This window comes from Chryseobacterium sp. G0201 (assembly GCF_003815655.1).
In the GTDB taxonomy this organism is placed as follows: domain Bacteria; phylum Bacteroidota; class Bacteroidia; order Flavobacteriales; family Weeksellaceae; genus Chryseobacterium.
The window spans coordinates 724,391-743,564 of record NZ_CP033917.1 but is presented as its reverse complement, the minus strand read 5'-3'; the positions used below and the strand labels follow the sequence as shown (position 1 = coordinate 743,564).

General features: G+C 33.6%; 18 protein-coding genes. 9 read left to right on the top strand and 9 right to left on the bottom strand.

Translation table 11 applies throughout. The features are described 5' to 3' along the window. Positions 1-118 precede the first annotated feature (118 nt). From EG348_RS03310 to EG348_RS03285, 6 genes are all read right to left on the bottom strand, one after another. Positions 119-1,315, bottom strand: a complete 1,197-nt coding sequence (locus EG348_RS03310) for an oxygenase MpaB family protein (protein ID WP_123980654.1) — start codon at positions 1,313-1,315, stop codon at positions 119-121. Positions 1,316-1,455: 140 nt separating this feature from the next. Beyond that, positions 1,456-2,232, bottom strand: a complete 777-nt coding sequence (locus EG348_RS03305; RefSeq protein ID WP_123980652.1) for a LuxR C-terminal-related transcriptional regulator — start codon at positions 2,230-2,232, stop codon at positions 1,456-1,458. A 388-nt stretch (positions 2,233-2,620) separates the two neighbouring features. Continuing rightward, on the bottom strand, positions 2,621-3,625 hold the full coding sequence (gene gap, locus EG348_RS03300; RefSeq protein WP_072410691.1) for a type I glyceraldehyde-3-phosphate dehydrogenase: 1,005 nt from the start codon (positions 3,623-3,625) through the stop codon (positions 2,621-2,623). 26 nt (positions 3,626-3,651) lie between these two features. Beyond that, entirely contained in the window at positions 3,652-4,638 is a 987-nt protein-coding gene (pfkA, locus tag EG348_RS03295; RefSeq protein WP_123980650.1) for a 6-phosphofructokinase, read from the bottom strand. Between the two features lie 297 nt (positions 4,639-4,935). Next, positions 4,936-5,694 (bottom strand): TIGR03915 family putative DNA repair protein, encoded by a 759-nt coding sequence (locus EG348_RS03290; RefSeq protein ID WP_123980648.1) that lies wholly within the window; start codon positions 5,692-5,694, stop codon positions 4,936-4,938. Between the two features lie 117 nt (positions 5,695-5,811). Continuing rightward, positions 5,812-7,071: a putative DNA modification/repair radical SAM protein gene (locus EG348_RS03285; RefSeq protein ID WP_123980646.1), complete on the bottom strand. Its 1,260-nt coding sequence runs from the start codon at positions 7,069-7,071 to the stop codon at positions 5,812-5,814. Positions 7,072-7,272: 201 nt separating this feature from the next. Here EG348_RS03285 and EG348_RS03280 point away from each other — a divergent pair, with 201 nt between their 5' ends. From EG348_RS03280 to sucC, 8 genes are all read left to right on the top strand, one after another. Beyond that, positions 7,273-8,601, top strand: coding sequence for a hydroxymethylglutaryl-CoA reductase, degradative (locus EG348_RS03280; protein ID WP_123980644.1), 1,329 nt, complete (start codon positions 7,273-7,275; stop codon positions 8,599-8,601). A 166-nt stretch (positions 8,602-8,767) separates the two neighbouring features. After that, positions 8,768-9,838: a hypothetical protein gene (locus tag EG348_RS03275; RefSeq protein WP_123980642.1), complete on the top strand. Its 1,071-nt coding sequence runs from the start codon at positions 8,768-8,770 to the stop codon at positions 9,836-9,838. Between the two features lie 62 nt (positions 9,839-9,900). Continuing rightward, positions 9,901-11,196, top strand: coding sequence for an AAA family ATPase (locus EG348_RS03270; protein WP_123980640.1), 1,296 nt, complete (start codon positions 9,901-9,903; stop codon positions 11,194-11,196). After that, positions 11,183-11,821, top strand: a complete 639-nt coding sequence (locus tag EG348_RS03265; RefSeq protein ID WP_123980638.1) for an RloB family protein — start codon at positions 11,183-11,185, stop codon at positions 11,819-11,821. The genes EG348_RS03270 and EG348_RS03265 overlap by 14 nt, the downstream gene beginning before the upstream one ends. 1 nt (position 11,822) lies before the next feature. Beyond that, positions 11,823-12,209 carry a DUF423 domain-containing protein gene (locus tag EG348_RS03260; protein WP_123980637.1) on the top strand — a complete coding sequence of 129 codons (387 nt, stop codon included), beginning with the start codon at positions 11,823-11,825 and terminating at the stop codon, positions 12,207-12,209. 70 nt (positions 12,210-12,279) lie between these two features. Continuing rightward, the gene (locus EG348_RS03255) at positions 12,280-12,966 is read left to right on the top strand and encodes a hypothetical protein (protein WP_123980635.1); all 687 of its coding nucleotides are present in this window, start codon (positions 12,280-12,282) and stop codon (positions 12,964-12,966) included. A gap of 76 nt (positions 12,967-13,042) precedes the next feature. Continuing rightward, positions 13,043-14,320: a chloride channel protein gene (locus tag EG348_RS03250; RefSeq protein ID WP_123980632.1), complete on the top strand. Its 1,278-nt coding sequence runs from the start codon at positions 13,043-13,045 to the stop codon at positions 14,318-14,320. Between the two features lie 423 nt (positions 14,321-14,743). Continuing rightward, entirely contained in the window at positions 14,744-15,934 is a 1,191-nt protein-coding gene (gene sucC, locus EG348_RS03245) for an ADP-forming succinate--CoA ligase subunit beta (protein WP_123980630.1), read from the top strand. 237 nt (positions 15,935-16,171) lie between these two features. Here sucC and EG348_RS03240 read toward each other — a convergent pair whose 3' ends face one another. Beyond that, positions 16,172-17,050 (bottom strand): mechanosensitive ion channel family protein, encoded by an 879-nt coding sequence (locus tag EG348_RS03240; protein ID WP_123980628.1) that lies wholly within the window; start codon positions 17,048-17,050, stop codon positions 16,172-16,174. A gap of 99 nt (positions 17,051-17,149) precedes the next feature. Here EG348_RS03240 and EG348_RS03235 point away from each other — a divergent pair, with 99 nt between their 5' ends. After that, the gene (locus EG348_RS03235; RefSeq protein ID WP_123980626.1) at positions 17,150-17,785 is read left to right on the top strand and encodes a peroxiredoxin; all 636 of its coding nucleotides are present in this window, start codon (positions 17,150-17,152) and stop codon (positions 17,783-17,785) included. Between the two features lie 106 nt (positions 17,786-17,891). Here the strand turns inward: EG348_RS03235 and EG348_RS03230 are convergent, their stop codons facing one another. Then, positions 17,892-18,482, bottom strand: a complete 591-nt coding sequence (locus EG348_RS03230; protein ID WP_123980624.1) for a hypothetical protein — start codon at positions 18,480-18,482, stop codon at positions 17,892-17,894. Between the two features lie 162 nt (positions 18,483-18,644). Continuing rightward, entirely contained in the window at positions 18,645-19,160 is a 516-nt protein-coding gene (locus tag EG348_RS03225; RefSeq protein WP_123980622.1) for a hypothetical protein, read from the bottom strand. Between the last annotated feature and the right edge of the window lie 14 nt (positions 19,161-19,174).

The following is a 19,174-nucleotide window of genomic DNA, read 5'->3' as shown; positions in this document are numbered from 1 at the left end:
TGAAAATACAATCTCAATCTAGCCCCGATTGCAACGACATCCTTTTTCTGAAATGGCTTTGAAAAAAAGCGTTGGCGAAAAAGATATAGTGGAAAGCGGGAATTAGCTTCTAAAAAAATTAATGAAAATTTGAATTTTTGGTAACTCTCAAATAATCTTCCAACACTTTCAATTGAGCCTTGTTACCTCTCTTAATTCTGGCATTACGATTCACCAAATTGTCGTAAATTTTATTAATGATTATTTTGGTATTGGGAAATAAATTTCTGTTGGGAACATCCGGAATTTGCAATCTTCTGCAAACTTCATCATCCAATAAAAACCATGTACAGCAAATGTGTAGATAGCGTAAATTTTTTCGTTGAAACTTAAATTTTAAGATTGGATTTTCTAAAGATTCATTCAAAAGAGAATGAGCCAATAAAGCGGAATCCTTGTCGGCAGGTGGCTGAACGGAAGTCCATAAATAAAAATATTCTGTAGCTTGTTTTTTATCGCCCGGTAAAAGATTTTCGGGGATACCTAAAAGATATCCGACATATTTCCAAAGATGGAAAAGGCCTTTTTCTTCTTCAGTGGAAAATGTATTTCCTAATTTTTTAAGACTGTGAAGAAAAACCAGACTGAAGCCAATGTACGTAGCCATCATATCCCAGGAATTGATGGGTTCACCCCAATTTTCGGTATCCCATTCTTTGTAATGTTTTTTAATCGAAAGTCTTGCGTAGGAATGGATTAATCGAGTTTTGATGGCAAATTCATAACCTTTTGCGTGGATTTCCAGAGCATTGTACCTTGTTGCATTGACCCAGAAATCCAATGTTTCGGAAAGACGTTTTACGGCTCCTTTCTTCAAAGCTTCGGTTACAATAAGTGGTTTGTTGAGGTAAGCATAATCGTAACCACCAATTAAGCAGTAATCTCTCAGGGAGATTAAAGAATCCAGATTACTTCTCATGCAAAGTTCGGCGCCGCTTTTAAGCAAATCATAATCAAGCCATTCAGGGACGTGTTGTGTTTGTGAAAACAACTTTTTTACACTTTCAGGAACGTTGTCATTTTCTGAAACTCCATTTCGGATGTAGCCTTCAATTTCTTTTGAGCCTTCACTGAATTTTTTAGTGAGATAAACGTCTTTTACAACTTCATCCCCAATTTCATCAACATGATAAAAATAGGGAGCGAATTTTTCAAAATCTCTAAAACTCACTTCTGCTCCTGAAAATTCAGTAAGTTGTTTTCCGTTGCCTTTACTCCAAAAGTCTTTGAAATGTTGAGAGTCCTTAAAACGAGGTTGTAAAATTGCTTTTTCCATCAAGTATAAAAATACAAGTTTTAAGCCGAAATTCCTTGGTGAGATTTATCAGGATTTAAAGGTGAATAGTTAATTGTTAAATCGCTTTGCTTGTGAATTTTTGATAGAATTAATTCACTATTGACCATTCACAATTTACATTAAACAAGTCCCCATTCAAAAGCTTTTTTTACGAGTTCTTTGCTGTTTCTTGAGCTTGTTTTTGCTAAAATATTTCTTCGATGTGTCCGTACGGTATGTTCAGATAAAATAAGCATTTTTGATATTTCAGCGCCGGAATATCCTTTAGCGATAAGTGATATCACTTCGGTTTCTCTTTTTGTTAAATTCATGCAGGAATGCTTTGATAACAATTCATCTTCAATTTTGATTTGATGAAAATCGTTTCTTGGACCTATTCCCGAAACCAAAACGGTGTACGGATTTTGTTTTGTGATATGATGAATATTGGTGTGAATATTTATAGATTGAATGATATGTCCGTTTTCATCTTCCAGAGTCGGAATTGCCTGATGATGAAACAATTCATAACTTCCATTAGCGGTTTTCATTCTGAAACAATAACTTGATTTTATGAAAAGTTGGTGATCAAGACCTATTTCCAGCATTTTTTCGATGACGGTTTGTTCAGCTTTCATGACAAACGGAATATCATCGGGGTGGGTGAGATCTATAACTTCTTTTAGATTTTCCGGATATTTTTTTAGACCATGAAGCTGTAAAATATTTTCATGATGATGAGAAACTGTACTGTTGGTAAGGTTTAAGACATAGTAATAGAACTTTCCAATAGCGAACATTTCTCCAATGATTCTTTCTATCGGAGGCCTTTGTAGAGTTTTCTTATCATTTTTCCTGACGCCAGGATAGCTATTCCAAATTTCAATTAAAGGGTGTTCTTTCTCCGAGTTCTGCATGATTCAGTTTTGCTTAAAAATAGTTAAAATTTTCTTAAAAATACCTCAAAAGGGGGATTTTTTTATCGGGATAAAATTCTAAACTTTGTGTAGTTAATAACCGTGAAAACTTTCTTTAAACTGTTTAGCTTTACAGTTGAATATTTCTACACTTATTCTTCGTTCAGAAAAATTTTAATCAAACAATAAAAAATAAGAAATACGCTGTTTTGCAGAGAACAGTGTATTAATGATAAAGTTTAAAATTTTCGTTAGCTGTTGAAAAGGATAAACTAAAAACCTCTCAAATTTTTTTTGAGAGGTATTTTTTTATTGTCGGAAGGTGACTTTAAAACAAAAAAGCCTTCCAAATTGGAAGACTTTATATATTGCTTAAAATTATTTCTAATTATAAAGAAGCAGCGTGTACAAGCATATCAACCAACTTGTTTGAATAACCCATTTCATTGTCATACCAAGAAACAAGTTTTACGAAGTTAGGAGAAAGCATGATACCAGCGTCTTTGTCGAAGATAGAAGTTCTCTTGTCTCCAATGAAGTCCTGAGAAACTACAGCATCTTCAGTGTATCCAAGAATACCTTTCAATTCACCTTCAGAAGCAGCTTTGATAGCAGCACAGATCTCTTCGTAAGAAGTAGCTTTTTCTAATCTTACCGTAAGGTCAACTACAGAAACGTCAACAGTTGGTACTCTGAAAGACATACCTGTTAATTTTCCGTTCAATGAAGGGATTACTTTTCCTACCGCTTTAGCAGCACCTGTAGAAGAAGGGATAATATTGTTTAGAGCAGCTCTACCACCTCTCCAGTCTTTCGCAGAAGGACCGTCAACAGTTTTTTGAGTTGCAGTTGTAGCGTGTACCGTTGTCATCAAACCTTCTACGATCCCGAAGTTATCGTGAATTACTTTAGCTAAAGGCGCTAAACAGTTTGTAGTACAAGAAGCGTTTGATAAGATTTTGATATCGTCTGTAAGTTCAGTGTGATTTACACCCATTACAAACATTGGGGTATCATCTTTAGAAGGAGCAGAAAGGATTACTTTTTTTGCACCGGCATTGATGTGAGCCTGAGCAGAATCTTTAGACAAGAATAAACCTGTAGATTCTACGATATAATCAGCGCCAATTTCGTTCCACTTTAGGTTGTTCGGATCTCTCTCAGCAGTTACTCTGATTCTTTTACCGTTTACCACAAGATCGTTACCTTCTACAGATACCTCTCCAGGGAAAATTCCGTGTACAGAATCATATTTTAACATGTAAGCCATGTATGTAGCATCGATAAGGTCATTGATTCCTACAACTTCGATGTTGCTTCTTTCAGTCATTGCTCTGAAAACAAGACGTCCAATTCTACCAAACCCGTTGATACCTACTTTAATTGTTGACATAATAGTTTGTTTTAAATTATAAAATATTAGATTGCTAAAATTTCTGAAATCAATAATAGATCTTTGTTGATTTCGTTATGTTTTTTAATGGCTTCTTCAATGGCTGTATATACCATATCGTTGGAACGCATTCCTACCATTACATTTGTTTTTCCTTCCATTAATCCTGTAACAGCGCCATATCCCAATCTGCTTGCCAAAACTCTGTCTGCACAGCTTGGTGATCCTCCTCTCTGGATGTGCCCTAAAATAGCAACACGGATGTCGTAGTCTGGGAATTCCAGCTTTGTTTTTTCTGCTAATTCGTAAATGTTAGCCAATTTTTCACCTTCAGCTACCACAACAATACTTGATGCTTTTCCTGTTTTTTCAGCATTTCTGAATGTTGCAAAAAGCTCATCTATGCTGTCTTTTTTCTCAGGAATTAAAATATCTAAAGCACCCGTTGCCAATCCGCTGTTCAGTGCAATAAAACCTGCATCACGACCCATTACCTCAACAAAGAAAACTCTGTTGTGGGAAGTTGCCGTATCACGGATCTTATCGATCGCTTCCATTGCGGTATTCAAAGCAGTATCGTAACCAATCGTATTATCAGTTCCGAAAATATCATTGTCGATAGTTCCCGGCACGCCAATTACTCTGATCCCGAATTCTTCATTAAAGATCTTTGCTCCTGTGAAAGTTCCGTCACCACCGATACAAACCAATGCATCAACACCATGTTTTACACAGTTGTCGTAGGCTTGCTGACGGCCTTCTTTGGTTCTAAATTCCTTGGATCTGGCAGATTTCAAAATAGTTCCGCCCTGGTTGATTATATTTTTTACGGAACGAGGTCCCATTTTCAGGAATTCGTCGTGGATAAGACCATTATAGCCCTCTCTTACTCCGTAACATTCGATATTATAGTAATTTGCGGTTCTTACCACCGCTCTTAATGCTGCATTCATACCCGGAGAATCACCCCCTGAAGTAAGAACTGCAATTTTTTTTACAGCACTCTCTTTCATCTAGTAAAAAATTTCGAACACAAATTTACAAAAACAAGTTCAGATAATGGCAGTAACTTTATAATTGTTTTGAATATAAATTATTAAAAACTTCTAAAATTTGTCGGTTTAAAAATATATCTCGCAGTTTTGGTTTCTGAGGCATTGATATCTAGATCTTACCACTACAAAATATTTTTACTAAAAGGATTGGAGAGTAGGTGAATCGATTGAGCAATTCCTAAAAGCTGATTAAAATAATTTTTTCAAATATCTGTACAAATTCGTGTAATCTGTGGTAGAAAGAAAAAAAATATACTAATTCTTCTCCGTCAAATATTTCCAGTACCTCCTCGGAACATGTTGAATATGTAATTTCAAATTCTTCCTTTCCACAATATTAGTTCTCGTGAAATATCTCTGCCAAAGCGTTTGATATTGCGTTTCTTCATCATGAAATTTCTGCTGATATTTCTGTAAGTCTAATTTTTCATCAGGATAAAAAAAATCACAGTTTTCCAGATCATAGAGAATTCCGTAATTTCTTTTCAGATCGTAAATCATCCATTTTTGATCTTGGTAACGGTCTTTAAAGTGTTTTCTGATTAAAGGAAGTACATTGAAGTCAGGATCTATTTTGGCGAAAAAAACGTCATCCTGCATTTTTTCAAAGCGAACAAATGCGGTCATTCTATGTCTTTCTCTACTTACGGATTTCCCAATTTTAGAGATTTTCAACATATCATGATCTGCATAATTTTGTAGAATATTTTTATCTGGATGTTGTATCGATTGTTTTACAGCAGATAAAATAAGCTGTTCAAGTTCAATATCTTCGGATAAAAAAACTTTTAATAATTCATGAATCCCGGATTTGCCGATGTTTTGTTCCAATTTATTTAAAACTCTTTCTGCTTTTTCATTTTGAGTGATTACTTCATGAATTTCAGCAAAAATATTTTCCTGATAAAACCTTTCTCGACTTACAATTTCTACATCTTTATAACGATATTCAAAAACTTCAAATATCGCTGTGAAAAGTCCGTCGAAACTTCCGTCGTAGAGTAAGGTAGTCATGTTGAGTTAGAGAGTTATTGAGTTGGAGAGTTTGGGAGTTTTTAGAGTGAATTTATTTGGTATTTAAGTCTTAGAATTGTTAGTAAAATTCGTGAAAAACATTTGTGCTTAAGAAGTTTAAAATAAAGTTAATTGCTGTGAAAACTGATTCTGGAATTTAGATGTACTTCCACCAATCAACAGTTTTCTGAGATTAATATCAGTCAAATGTCTCAAATGAATATTCCCTGCAGTAAAATCAATAAAATATTTAGCACGATTCACCGCTGCTCCCAATTTTTTCAAATGTTCTATTGTCAACACCTGAAAACGTCTTGCACTGACAATTTTCTGCGCTGTTTTCACGCCAATTCCGGGAATTCTTAAAATCATTTGATAATCTGCAGTCTGGAGATTAATAGGAAATTGATGCAAATGTCTTAATGCCCAACTCAATTTCGGATCGACTTCCAAATCAAGAAACGGCATATTCGGATCTAAAATTTCTTCTGCTTTAAAACCATAAAATCTCATCAACCAATCAGATTGATACAGACGGTTTTCTCTAAGCATTGGAACTGCCGTTGTTAAAGCGGGTAATCTGTTATCTTCCAAAACTGGTACATAACCTGAATAATAAACTCTTTTAAGATTATAATTTTTATAAAAATGATCAGCCACTTTGATGATTTGAAGGTCATTTTCATTCGTTGCACCAACAATCATTTGAGTTGATTGTCCGGCAGGCGCAAACTTCGGAACTTTTCTGAAAATTTTCTTTTCATCTTTATATTGAGAAATCCCGTTCTGAATATATTTCATCGGATTGAGCATATCCTGTCGATTTTTTTCAGGAGCTAATAATTTTAATCCGCTTTCTGTTGGAATTTCAATATTAATAGATAATCTGTCTGCATACAAAGCGGCTTCCTGCATCAATTCGTCGCTTGCTCCGGGAATTGATTTTAAATGAATATATCCGTTAAAATTTTCTTCAAGGCGTAATTTTTTTGCAACACGAACCAAACGTTCCATCGTCGTGTCGGCATTTTTAAAAATACCTGAGCTTAAAAATAATCCTTCAATATAATTTCTGCGATAAAAATTTATCGTTAAATCAACGACTTCTTCAACCGTAAAACCGGCTCTTTTAATATCATTCGAACTTCTGGACACACAGTAGGCACAGTCGTAAATACAGTGATTGGTCAATAGAATTTTGAGAAGAGAGACACATCGCCCGTCTTCCGTATAGGTATGACAAATTCCGCTTGCGGAACTGTCTCCCAAAGCGCCTTTTTTATTCTTTCTCGATCCTCCGCTGGATGAGCACGAAACATCATATTTCGCTGCATCGGCAAGGATTTCGAGTTTTTCTTTCAGACGTTCAAAATTCATTTTTTTTATTGAAAATGTTATTATTAAATATTATTTTCTGTTCAAATGTAGTTCCAAAATTGATAAATGTCAATCTTTTTTGATAGAAGTTATCAACAATTGGCAGAGACAAAATTAGTATATTTACGGTCATTAATTTATGAGTGAAATCGTAAACTTGCGATTTTTCATACCTATAATAAGAAATAAAAACCTATCCATATGAACCATAAACCCGTAGAAGGTTTTTCCAAGCTGACAAAACAAGGGAAAATCGACTGGCTTGTCACAGAATATCTTGAAGGAAACGAGGAATATCAAAATATATTAAAACAATATTGGAACGATAATGCTGAGCTTCAGAAGCTTCACGAAGAGTTTTCTGAAAACACAATTTCCAATTTTTACATGCCTTACGGAATTGCACCCAATTTCCTAATAGATGGAAAATTATTCGCTCTTCCGATGGCTGTTGAGGAAAGTTCGGTGGTAGCGGCGGCTTCTAAAGCTGCAAAATTCTGGATTGATAAAGGAGGTTTTAAAACTACCATTATCAATAACGAAAAACTAGGTCACACTCACTTTATATTTGATGTAGAATCTCATAAACTGCAGCATTTTTTTAATTTTAAATTAAAGAAAAAATTACTCGAAACGACCGAAATAATTACGGCAAACATGAGAAATCGTGGTGGCGGAATTTTAGATATTAAATTAATTGATAAAACCGCAGAAATGCCTAATTACTACCAGCTGAAAGCAAGCTTTGATACGGTAGACTCGATGGGGGCGAATTTTATTAATTCTTGTCTTGAACAGTTCGGGAAAACATTAAAGCAGGAAGTTGCCACCAGTGAAGATTTTACGGAAGAAGAAAGAAATTCTTTGCAGATTGTGATGAATATTCTTTCCAATTTTACGCCTGATTGTATCGTAAGAGCTGAGGTTTCATGTAAAATTGAAGATTTAAAAGACGACAGCGGAATTTCCAATGAAGAATTTGCAAGAAAATTCAAACAGGCGGTTACGATTGCTGAAATTGAACCTTTCCGTGCGACAACTCACAATAAAGGCGTGATGAATGGAGTAGATGCTGTGGTGATCGCAACAGGAAATGATTTCAGAGCAACAGAAGCCTGCGCTCATGCATACGCAGCAAGAAACGGAAAGTATTCTTCATTAACTCATTGTACAACGGATAACGGAATTTTCAGATTCTGGATCGATCTTCCAATTTCAGTTGGAGTTGTGGGAGGTTTAACGAATCTTCATCCTTTGGTAAAATTCTCTTTAGCCTTATTAGGAAAACCTTCCGCTCAGGAATTGATGAGTATTTTGGCGGTTTCCGGTTTGGCTCAAAACTTTGGAGCGTTACGTTCTTTGGTGACAACGGGGATTCAAAAAGGTCATATGAAAATGCATTTGTTCAACATTTTGAATCAAATGGGAGCTACGGAAGAAGAAAAGCAACATTTTGTGACGTATTTTAAAGATAAAACGGTAACGCACCACGAAGTTATCAACGAATTTAACAGATTAAGAAACAAATAATGCTGCAAATTGCTTTACCAATTCTGTTTATCATATTCGGAATATTTTTAAAGAAAACAAACAATCCGGGTTTCAGAAGTTCAAAGAAATTCGCCATTATGTTTATCATTTTGGGGATCTCTACGTTGGTAGCCAGATTTATTACCCTTTATTTAAAATCTAAGTAATGAGAAGTAAAATTTTATTCTTTTTGCTTATTTCAGGTTTAAGTTTTTCGCAACAGAAAAATGTAAAAATAACAGATTTGAAACCGAAGACTGAAGATTCTGTTTTTCCATTGGTTTCTTATACTGAAAATCCTAGAGTAGAAAATAAGATCAATACTTTTTTGCAGGTTAATCAATTACAATATATTCCCGGAGCAGAAGGAAATCCTTTTAAGCTGGTTTCTACAGGAAAAACTTCATATTCCAATTACGTTTATTTTTACAGTTGGGAAAAATTAGAAACGCCTAAAAATATTTTAAGCATTGCATTAGATGGTGAAGCTTCGGGAGCTTATCCTGAAAGTTTTTCAATCTGGAAAAATTTTGATTTGAGAACGGGGAACTTTATTAATGCTAAAAATTTATTTCAAGCCAATTCAATAAAAACAGTTGAAAATTTAATTCAGAAACAGGTAAAGAAAGAGGTTGATGATTTTCTTTCACAATTAAAATCAGAGAAAAATCCTTCAGAAGAGGTTTTAGATCAGATTTCCATATATGAAGAATGTTTTACAGCATATAGTTTAGATGATATAGGGTATTATTTCGGAAAGGATAAAATAAGATTTATTGCAGGCAGATGCTCTAACCATGCAATGAGAGCGCTTGATGAGCTGGGCAGTCATGTCGTTGAGTTTCCTTACAATGAACTGGATAAATATTGGAGCCCTTATGCTAAAAATTTGCTATCAGGTTCGACGCAAATTGATAAAACAAGCCTTAGCAATAAACTATATAAAGGAAAAATTGATGGAAAATATCCTGTTACCGTTTTGATCAACCGGTTGTATGATGACGGTAGTTTTTCTGCGATATATTGGTATGATAAAAATAAAAAACTGATCGAGTGGAATGGAAAGATACAAGGAAGTCATCTTTCGCTTGTAGAAAGTGATTATTACAGTGAAGAAGCCAGACAATGGATACTGAGAGGCTTTGTAGAAGCGGATCTGCAAGGAAATAAAATCATAGGAACCTGGCAGGATTATAAAACGAAAAAATATTTAAATCTAGAATTAGAAGAATTATAATTCTAATATAATTCAATTTTTATATATAAATTTGTAAATGGTTTACAAAAATAAAATGAAAAATGATAATTAATTTCAGTGTAGAAAATTTTGGATCTATAAAAGAAAAGCAAACTCTATCTTTTTTAGCCAATAAATCTGACCATTTAGAAAATTATTATATTATTGAGCCAATTAAAGGATTACGTCTTAATAAATTAGCTTTGATTTATGGTGCAAATGCCTCTGGAAAAACTACGGTTTTAAAAGCGCTGGATTTTTTAAGAGAGATTTGTACAAATCCCTTTGATAAAAAAACTGATAAATTCAATTTTGAACCTTTTCTCTTTGATGAAAATACTCCTAGAGAAAATACAAAATTTGAATTAGAATTTGTTCAAAGTGGAGTAAAATATTTTTATGAAGTTGAATTAAATAAGAACTGTATCATATTTGAGAAACTTTTTAATTACAATACAAATAAGGCTCTAATTTTTGAAAGGCATACTAACGAAAAGAAGGAATTAACTTCAATAAAATTTGGAAGCAAGATTAAAAAACGCAAAACTTTAGAAGATAATCTTGAAATATTTACACTTTGGAATAATACGGTTTTAGGGGGGTTTCAAAAAGCTAATTTAGATAGTTTTGAACTTATGGAGAGTTCGGAATGGTTTAAAAATTTATTAAATTTAGCTATTGATAATAAAAAGTCTGAAGAATTTGTAACACTCTTATTAGAAGAGCAAAATATAAGTAAATCATTTATACTAAATATTTTACAGAAAGCTGATCTAAATATTAGTGATTTAGATTTAAATATTCAAAATGAGGATTTAGATGATGATACAGTAAGTTTCTTTTCTAAAAAGTATGGAAATAAGGCCGTTGAAGAGTTAAGAGATAAAGCTAAAATTAGAGAAGTAACTTTGACACATAATGTCAAAGGTAAGAACTATTCATTAAACGTAGATTCCGAATCAAAAGGTACTCAGAGATATTTAGGTTATTCTGGATTATTAAATATGTTAATTAAATTCGAGAGATTTATAATGCCAATTGATGAATTAGAAGCTTCTTTACATCCTGACTTGTTTCAACATTTTCTATTCTTATTTATTGTGAATTCAAAAAATTCTCAACTAATCGTGACAACTCATAACAGAGAAATTTTAAATAATAGAGATTTATTCCGAGATGATGTCATTTGGTTTACAGATAAAAATGAAGATTCAGCAACTGAACTTTATTCGTTAGCCGATTTTGACTCTTCTGTTGTGAGAGATACATCAAATGTTTTTAACGCTTATAAGTCTGGAAAATTGGGGGGAGTTCCAAATTTAGGAGATTATTATATTGATTTGAATGAAAGCGAATAAAAGAATCTTACGTGAAATAAAAATAGCATATGCAATTGTCGGTGACGGTGGTTGTGAAGTCTGGTTTTTTCAAATGCTTAAAAGAATTGAAAGAGAAATTCAAATAAATATAGAACCTAAGTTAGCACAAAAAAGTACATTAGCTAAACAATTTGAAAAAATAAAGGAATTAGCCGAGGATTATAATAGGGTTTTTTGGATTGTAGATTACGATGTGATTGAAAGAGAATCTAAAGAATGTAAAAAAGGCGATAAACCAAGAAGTCAAGAGTTCAAAGAATATTATGAATATATTCAGAAAAAACTTTCAGAAAAAGTAATTGTTATTGTAAATAATACATGTTTAGAATTTTGGTTTTTGCTTCATTTCAATTTCACTTCGAAGAATTTCTCAAATTGTGATGAAGCTCAAAAAGAATTAAAAAAGTACTTAAAGGACTATGAAAAAAGTCAAACATACTTTACTAAGCAAAAAGATATCTATTCTCAACTAAAAGATAAGATTCCAACTGCTATTGCTAACGCTAAAAAGCTTGGAGAGTTTGATATACAAAATCCAAATAAATCAATGGCGGAAATGTGGAAATTTTTTGAAGATGAAAATATAAAATTTATTATTAAATAACATGAAAACAATAACTTTAGTCTTTGGTGCTGTTTACGGCATGTTGTCAGTGATTTTAGGTGCATTTGGCGCGCACGCTTTAAAGAAAATATTATCTGTTGAAAGACTGGAAAGTTTTGAAACAGGAGTAAGATATCAAATGTATGCAGCTTTCTTTTTATTGATCGTTGGATATATTTTAAAATTTGAAACATCATCAGAAAAGTGGGTTTCTATTTTAATGATCGCGGGAACAATGTTGTTTTCGTTCAGTATTTATTTCTTGAGTCTGCAAGATTATTTGGGAGCAAATCTAAAATTTTTAGGGCCAATCACACCGCTTGGAGGTTTATTGATGATCGTAAGCTGGGGAATGCTGATCGTTTATTTTGCTAAGCATAGAATTTAATCATTGCAACTCAAGCAAAAAAAGTAGATCTGCAATATTTTGTGTAGATTGTTTATTGAAAAATCACACCATGAATCATCGTTTCTTATTATTTTTTATTACCCTCATTATCTCTTCTTTAAGTGTTCAAAAAATAAACGCCCAGGAGAAGCAACCATTAATGAATGGAAATATTTTAACTGAAATAAAAAAGATACAGAAACGTTTTTCCGATAGTGTAAAACGTTATGATTACAAAAAAGATGCGGCTTTATATAGTCAAAAGTATAGAGGTTTTTACGGTGAAAAATTAAAGAATCTGAAAAGCCTGTATCAAAGCATCTATGACAAAGAGGTGCTGATCGGAAAGGCAGATCCAACGATTTTATTCAAAGCAACAACCGGAATACAGATCGAAAACAATGTACGTCAAACAGGAATTACCCCTCCGGAAGAAGTGAAAAATAATTCGATTGATATTGCTGAGGTTGAAAATTACCAACAGCTTGGAGCGTTGAAGAAACAGTTGACGGTTGATTTTCCTGTTTATTTAATAGAAGATATTGATGGTGGAGTCTACCGTTGTAAATTGAATTTTACAATTGATGTGGATGGGAAGTTCAAAAAAGTAAAATATAGCGGATCATCTGATACAGAATTCGGTATCATCAGCGCATTGTTCCTTTATACGGTTGGAGGTTTGGAGAAACCTTTGATTTATAACAAAAAACCTATTGTTCAAAACTTTGCACAGCCAATTGTGTTAAGATTTGAATAAAGCACGTATTGTAAACGCTGTAATAATCAGTAAGGACAAATGATGAGATTCTTTTACTGTTTAAAAATAAATTAAAATGAAAATCAATAGAAGAAGGCGACTTATCAAAACATTTGATCTTTTGGATCAACCCATCAGATTTAATCCGTTTGTGTTTAGTCGAACCTTTTTTATGTGGGCTTTTACAGGTCTTGTCGGTGGAGTTATTGCTGGATTATATTGGATCGTCCTTGAACATTTCACTGAGTTTTTAGCTCAATTTCAAGGTTGGATGGTCATTCCGACGATGGCGATTTGTGGTCTGTTGGCAGGTTTGGTGATTCACTTTATCGGAGATCCGGGAGAAATTCATTTGATTGTTAACAATATCAGATTTAATAAAGGAAAATTAGAACCGAAAAATAATCCTTCCATGATTTTGTCATCACTTTTTTGTGTGGCATCGGGTGGAAGCTTAGGTCCGGAAGCGCCTTTGGTTCAGGTGACGGGTTCTACCGGAACTTGGCTTGGGAAAATTTTCAGATTGAAAGGTGAAGAACTCCGTTCTTTGAGTATTGCCGGGATGGCTTCTGGCTTTACGGCACTTTTTGGTGCTCCGCTTGGAGGAAGTCTTTTTTCTTTAGAAATTCTACATCATAAACATGCCGTTGAATATTATAAAGCCATTATTCCTGCTTTGGTAGCGAGCTGTTTCAGTTATCTGATGTTTGCTTTGATCATCCATTTGGGAATCGGGGCGACTTGGGATCTGAAGGCATACCATTACACAGGAGTTTACGATTTTGCCTATGCAACCGCTTTTGGAATTGTAGGAACTTTATTTGGCTGGATCTTTATTTTTGTCGTTAAATTTTTCAAGAAAGTTTTTGAATACAGAAATTTACCAATTTATATTAAAACCTTTGTGGGCGGAGTTATTCTAGGAATTATCGCTTTCTATTTTCCGATCACAAGATATTTTGGGCATAACGAGATCAACCAGATTATCAACGGAAATTTTGCATTAAACTTTTTAATTTTAATCTTAATTTTTAAAATATTAGCCATCGCAATTACCGTAACTTCGGGTTGGAGAGGTGGTTTTATCATTCCGCTTTTCTTTGTGGGAACAACATTGGGGTTGATTATTCATAATTTATTTCCGACCGTTGATACAACACTAGCAATTGTAAGTTGTATGGCGGCTATTAATGCGTGTGTAACGAGAACTCCGATGAGTACAACCATTATCTTGGGTACTTTAACCGGGTTTACATATTTTGTTCCGATACTTTTTGCAAGTTTAACAGGATATTTTCTTGCTCCGAGAATTCCATTTATTGGATCCCAGTCAGAAAGATTGGAAGAAGAATGATTTTTTTTACTAATCTGATAATAATTTGAGTGATTTATTGCAAATAAAACAGTATTTAGTTGCAAACAATATTGTGGGAAACAAAAGTACTTTGTATTTGATTACAAACACTGTTGTTTTAAATAAAAATAGTTTTTATGTGGTCGCAAACAATAGTATTTTCGATAAATGTATTTTGTATTTGGTTCAAACAATGGTGTTTTAAACCTTCGTCAATTATATTTAGGTACAAATAGGGTCGTAAAGACTTTGAAAATTTTATCTTTTTTTTGCAGTTTTCTATATTTTAAATCTTTGCTTAATTTAGATCGCGGAAAAAATACTAAAGACTGTCTGAATTTTTAAGTCAATAAACTTGAACTTCCATGTCTTTTTAGTAAATTTGTCAACCTTTAAAATTTAAAATAAAATAATAAAAATAATATGAATCTTCACGAGTATCAATCAAAAGAGATTTTATCAAAGTACGGAGTTGCTATCCAACGTGGTTTCGTAGCGAACAATGTAGAAGAAGCTGTAGCAGCTGCTGAAAAATTGACTGCTGAAACAGGAGCTCAGGCTTGGGTTGTAAAAGCACAAATTCACGCAGGTGGTCGTGGTAAAGGTGGTGGTGTAAAGTTCTCTCCAAACATGGATAAACTTAAAGAAAACGCTCAAAACATCATCGGAATGCAGTTGGTTACTCCACAAACTTCTGCTGAAGGTAAAAAAGTACACTCTGTTTTGGTTGCAGAAGATGTTTATTATCCGGGAGAAACTGAAACTAAAGAATTTTATGTTTCTATTCTTTTAGATAGAGCTGAAGGTAAAAATACAATCGTGTATTCTACTGAAGGTGGTATGGATATTGAGCACGTTGCGGAAGTAACTCCTCATTTGATCCACAAAGAAATCATTGATCCTGCTTTAGGTCTTCAAGGTTTCCAGGCTAGAAAAATTGCTTTCAACTTAGGTCTTGAAGGAAATGCATTCAAAGAATTCACAAAATTCATTGCATCTCTTTACAATGCTTATACAGGAATTGATGCTTCTCTTTTCGAGATCAACCCTGTGTTGAAAACTTCTGATAACAAAATTATCGCTGTAGATGCTAAAGTAACTTTGGATGGTAACGCATTGTTCCGTCACAAAGATCTTGAAGCATTAAGAGATACAAGAGAAGAAGATCCAATGGATGTTGAAGCTGGTGAAGCTGGTCTTAACTTCGTAAAACTAGACGGTAACGTTGCTTGTATGGTAAACGGAGCTGGTCTTGCAATGGCAACTATGGATATCATCAAATTATCTGGTGGTAGCCCTGCTAACTTCCTGGACGTTGGAGGTACTGCTGATGCTCAGAGAGTACAGACTGCTTTCGGGATCATCTTGAGGGATCCTAACGTAAAAGCAATCTTGATCAACATCTTCGGAGGTATCGTAAGATGTGACAGAGTTGCTCAAGGTGTTGTAGATGCTTACAGAGCAATGGGTAGCCTTCCGGTTCCATTGATCGTAAGATTACAGGGAACTAACGCTGTAGAAGCTAAGCAACTAATTGACGAGTCAGGTCTTCCTGTACACTCTGCAATTACTTTAGAAGAAGCTGCAAACAAAGTAAAAGAAGTTTTAGCTTAAGACTAAGATTCTTATATAAAATTAAAACCGTTTCATTTTTGGAACGGTTTTTTCTTTTTTTAATCTAAGAAAATAAAATTATTTTTAACACTTAAGTTATTGTTTAGTTAACTTAATTATACTTAAAAGAGCACTTAAGTTTTTTATTTTCTCATATTTAAACTTTAAATACTTAAGTGTTCTAACGTGTTTAGAGTATATTTTGTGGTTAGTAATAAATAACTTCTATTTATTTAATCATGATTTTTCATTGATAAGGCTTTCTCCATTCGTAATACTAATACTTGTGGGCGTTACCAGCTGAATATTATCTGCATCAAGACGTTGCTTGATCTTCATTAAAGCTTCACTTTTTAGTTGAACCATATTTGCCCCAACCTTCATCCAGAATTTCGCCTGTAACGTGAATGCACCTTGTTTCAGGTCTGTGAAAATAACTTCTAACGTATCTAGTTTATCAACATTTTCCAGGCTCTTGATGATCTCTAAAATACCTTGTTGAGCTTTGTTGAGGTCTTCATCTCCCGGAATTTCAAAATTTAAAATAATTCTTCGTTGAGGTGAAGCCGTAATATTATAAAAAGGAGCGTTAAAAATTACCTGATTGGGAATGTAAGCCTTCTTTCCGTCGTCTGTGATGAGTTTTGTGGTTAAAAAACCAATTTCCTGCACCGTCCCGGAATGAGCGCCTATTGTGATATAATCTCCGATCTTAAAGGCTTTATCAATCCCAATAAGCATTCCAGAGAATATACTTGAAACAAGATCTTTCAAAGCCACCCCGGCAATAACTCCGGCAACTCCCAAACTTCCGATGAATTTCCAAAGGAAACCACTGAATCCCATAATTTCCAAGGCAATAAAACTTCCCATGATCATGATCAGAAATCTGAAAACTCCGATCAATGTCACTAAAGAACTTTCTTTTTTGCTTTTCGGGAAAAGTTTATGGAAGATTTTTACAGCTGTCTGACTTAAATATTTACTTGTAATCAGAAAAAAGGTGAAAACCAGGATCCCTACAATTAATTTTGGGGTAAGTTCTGCGAACTTTAAATACCAGTTTTCCAAGACTCTATATACAACATCGATGTAACTTAAACCATTTTTCTGCATGAAATAAAAATTTTATTAAATAAATATATAAATTCTTAACAAATATTTTGCCAGTCTCAAAAAGTCTACTAAATTTGTAGACTAATAAAGCAGAATATTATGTCAATTAAATTAGGAGATACCGCACCCAACTTTCAGGCTGAATCATCTTTAGGAGATGTAGATTTTTATAATTATTTGGGAGATTCTTGGGGGATTTTGTTTTCGCATCCCGCAGATTATACACCTGTGTGCACCACGGAACTTGGCTACACTTCAAAATTAAAATCTGAATTTGAAAAAAGAGATACCAAAGTAATTGCTTTAAGTGTAGATGGGGTAGAAGATCATCAGAATTGGATCAAAGATATTAATGAGACTCAGAATACGGACGTAAAGTTTCCTATCATTGCAGATAAAGACAGAAAGGTTTCCGAATTATATGATTTTATCCACCCGAATGCTTCGTTGACAGCAACAGTTCGTTCTTTACTAATTATTGACCCTGAGAAAAAAGTAAGATTAATTATTACTTATCCTGCTTCAACTGGAAGAAATTTTGATGAAATTCTTAGAGTGTTGGATTCTCTTCAGTTAGTTGACTCACATAAAATTGCAACACCTGTGAATTGGAAAGATGGTGAAGATGTTATTGTTCCGCCGTCGATCTCAACAGAAGATGCGAGGAAAATATTTCCGAAAGGCGTTACAGAAATCAAGCCTTATCTGAGATATACACCACAACCGAATACGTGATTTATTTGATTTTTTATAGTTTAGTTTTAATTTGTACGAAAATCGCCCCGAAATATATTTCGGGGCGATTTCATTTGTATACTATATGTATATGTGAAGTGATTTCTTATTTTGCGTCGTTAAGAATCTGCTTACCTTTAGATGTTGGTAAGTAAATACTGAAACCTACGTTGAAAGTAATGTTAGAGTTTAACCCTTCGTTACCGAATCCTGACTGACCTTGGTATTTTACTAGACCTTCAAGACCAATATTTGGCGTAATGAAGTAAGAATAACCAGGACCAACACCGAAGTCTAAACCAGTTGTAGAGTTACCTCCTTCAACAGATCTACCTCCAACGCCTAAGTTACCTTCGAAGAACCAACGTCCGTGGTTTAATAAGTTATCAACACCTTTCTCACCCGGAGATAGATAATAACGACCTAAAGCACCAACTCCGTAAGTGAAGTCTGTCGGGCTACCATTTGTTACTTTACTGATACCTAAGTTTACATATCCACCAACTGCTACATTATCTTTAATAAAATATGCACCTTTTGGCTGTAATGCAATGCTATAACCACCACCAGTGTTTAACCCAAAATTACTAGATAAAAGGCTACTTCCAACTAACCAGTTACCTTCCTGAATTTGAGCATTCATTGTAGTAGTTAATCCAGCTACAGCTAATATCCCTGATAGAATTAGTTTTTTCATAATTTATAATTTTTAATAATTAATGTTTATTATTCTTAAAGTAAGGATTAAACAACAAATGTGCCAGACTGCTCAATGTCAGGTGTTTTTTTTAGAACTAGAGCGTGAATTAATGATTTCTATATCAGATTATTTTAACATTTAGGGAATAATTTTATGATATTATATTAATAAGAGAATAATAGAAACTATAAGCCCTGCAACGGTAAAAATCATTCCCCTTTTGAAGATTTTAGTCTTTGGATTAAACATCCAGAAACTTGATATGACAAAGAAGAATAAAGACACGCCAAAAAATGTATTTAATGGTGATAATGTGTCTTTAGATTGCGCTTTGTGAAGTTTTGTCATCTTATCTAAAACAAATGGCAGTTCTTTTTTAGAGTATTTGGCTTCACCTGTAACAGAATTATAAGTCCCCTGCTTGAATTTTAAAATATTACCTTCCGTTTTTTCTACCTCGAAATTCTTTATTTTTATTTCTTTGCCTAATTCTTTTTCGCTAAGGTTTTTAGCAAATGTTTTTTCGTACTTTTTTTCTTTTTTAAGGAAGTCTGTATCTCTGTAAACTAGCAAAACACCACTTACAGCATACACCGCCATAATTCCTGCAAGGAAATATCCCAGATAACGGTGGGTAATTCTCATAAAACTTCTTGTGTCCTTAATCTTATCCATGTATCAATATCTTT

Bases quoted from the DNA above. Each gene is read 5' to 3' on its own strand.
- EG348_RS03270 (WP_123980640.1), top strand. From the start codon at position 9,901: ATGATAATTAATTTCAGTGTAGAAAATTTTGGATCTATAAAAGAAAAG.
- EG348_RS03310 (WP_123980654.1), bottom strand. From the start codon at position 1,315: ATGGAAAAAGCAATTTTACAACCTCGTTTTAAGGACTCTCAACATTTC.
- gap (WP_072410691.1), bottom strand. From the start codon at position 3,625: ATGTCAACAATTAAAGTAGGTATCAACGGGTTTGGTAGAATTGGACGT.
- EG348_RS03250 (WP_123980632.1), top strand. From the start codon at position 13,043: ATGAAAATCAATAGAAGAAGGCGACTTATCAAAACATTTGATCTTTTG.
- EG348_RS03265 (WP_123980638.1), top strand. From the start codon at position 11,183: ATGAAAGCGAATAAAAGAATCTTACGTGAAATAAAAATAGCATATGCA.
- EG348_RS03235 (WP_123980626.1), top strand. From the start codon at position 17,150: ATGTCAATTAAATTAGGAGATACCGCACCCAACTTTCAGGCTGAATCA.
- EG348_RS03275 (WP_123980642.1), top strand. From the start codon at position 8,768: ATGAGAAGTAAAATTTTATTCTTTTTGCTTATTTCAGGTTTAAGTTTT.
- EG348_RS03290 (WP_123980648.1), bottom strand. From the start codon at position 5,694: ATGACTACCTTACTCTACGACGGAAGTTTCGACGGACTTTTCACAGCG.
- sucC (WP_123980630.1), top strand. From the start codon at position 14,744: ATGAATCTTCACGAGTATCAATCAAAAGAGATTTTATCAAAGTACGGA.
- EG348_RS03305 (WP_123980652.1), bottom strand. From the start codon at position 2,232: ATGCAGAACTCGGAGAAAGAACACCCTTTAATTGAAATTTGGAATAGC.
- EG348_RS03225 (WP_123980622.1), bottom strand. From the start codon at position 19,160: ATGGATAAGATTAAGGACACAAGAAGTTTTATGAGAATTACCCACCGT.
- EG348_RS03230 (WP_123980624.1), bottom strand. From the start codon at position 18,482: ATGAAAAAACTAATTCTATCAGGGATATTAGCTGTAGCTGGATTAACT.
- EG348_RS03255 (WP_123980635.1), top strand. From the start codon at position 12,280: ATGAATCATCGTTTCTTATTATTTTTTATTACCCTCATTATCTCTTCT.
- EG348_RS03260 (WP_123980637.1), top strand. From the start codon at position 11,823: ATGAAAACAATAACTTTAGTCTTTGGTGCTGTTTACGGCATGTTGTCA.
- pfkA (WP_123980650.1), bottom strand. From the start codon at position 4,638: ATGAAAGAGAGTGCTGTAAAAAAAATTGCAGTTCTTACTTCAGGGGGT.
- EG348_RS03280 (WP_123980644.1), top strand. From the start codon at position 7,273: ATGAACCATAAACCCGTAGAAGGTTTTTCCAAGCTGACAAAACAAGGG.
- EG348_RS03285 (WP_123980646.1), bottom strand. From the start codon at position 7,071: ATGAATTTTGAACGTCTGAAAGAAAAACTCGAAATCCTTGCCGATGCA.
- EG348_RS03240 (WP_123980628.1), bottom strand. From the start codon at position 17,050: ATGCAGAAAAATGGTTTAAGTTACATCGATGTTGTATATAGAGTCTTG.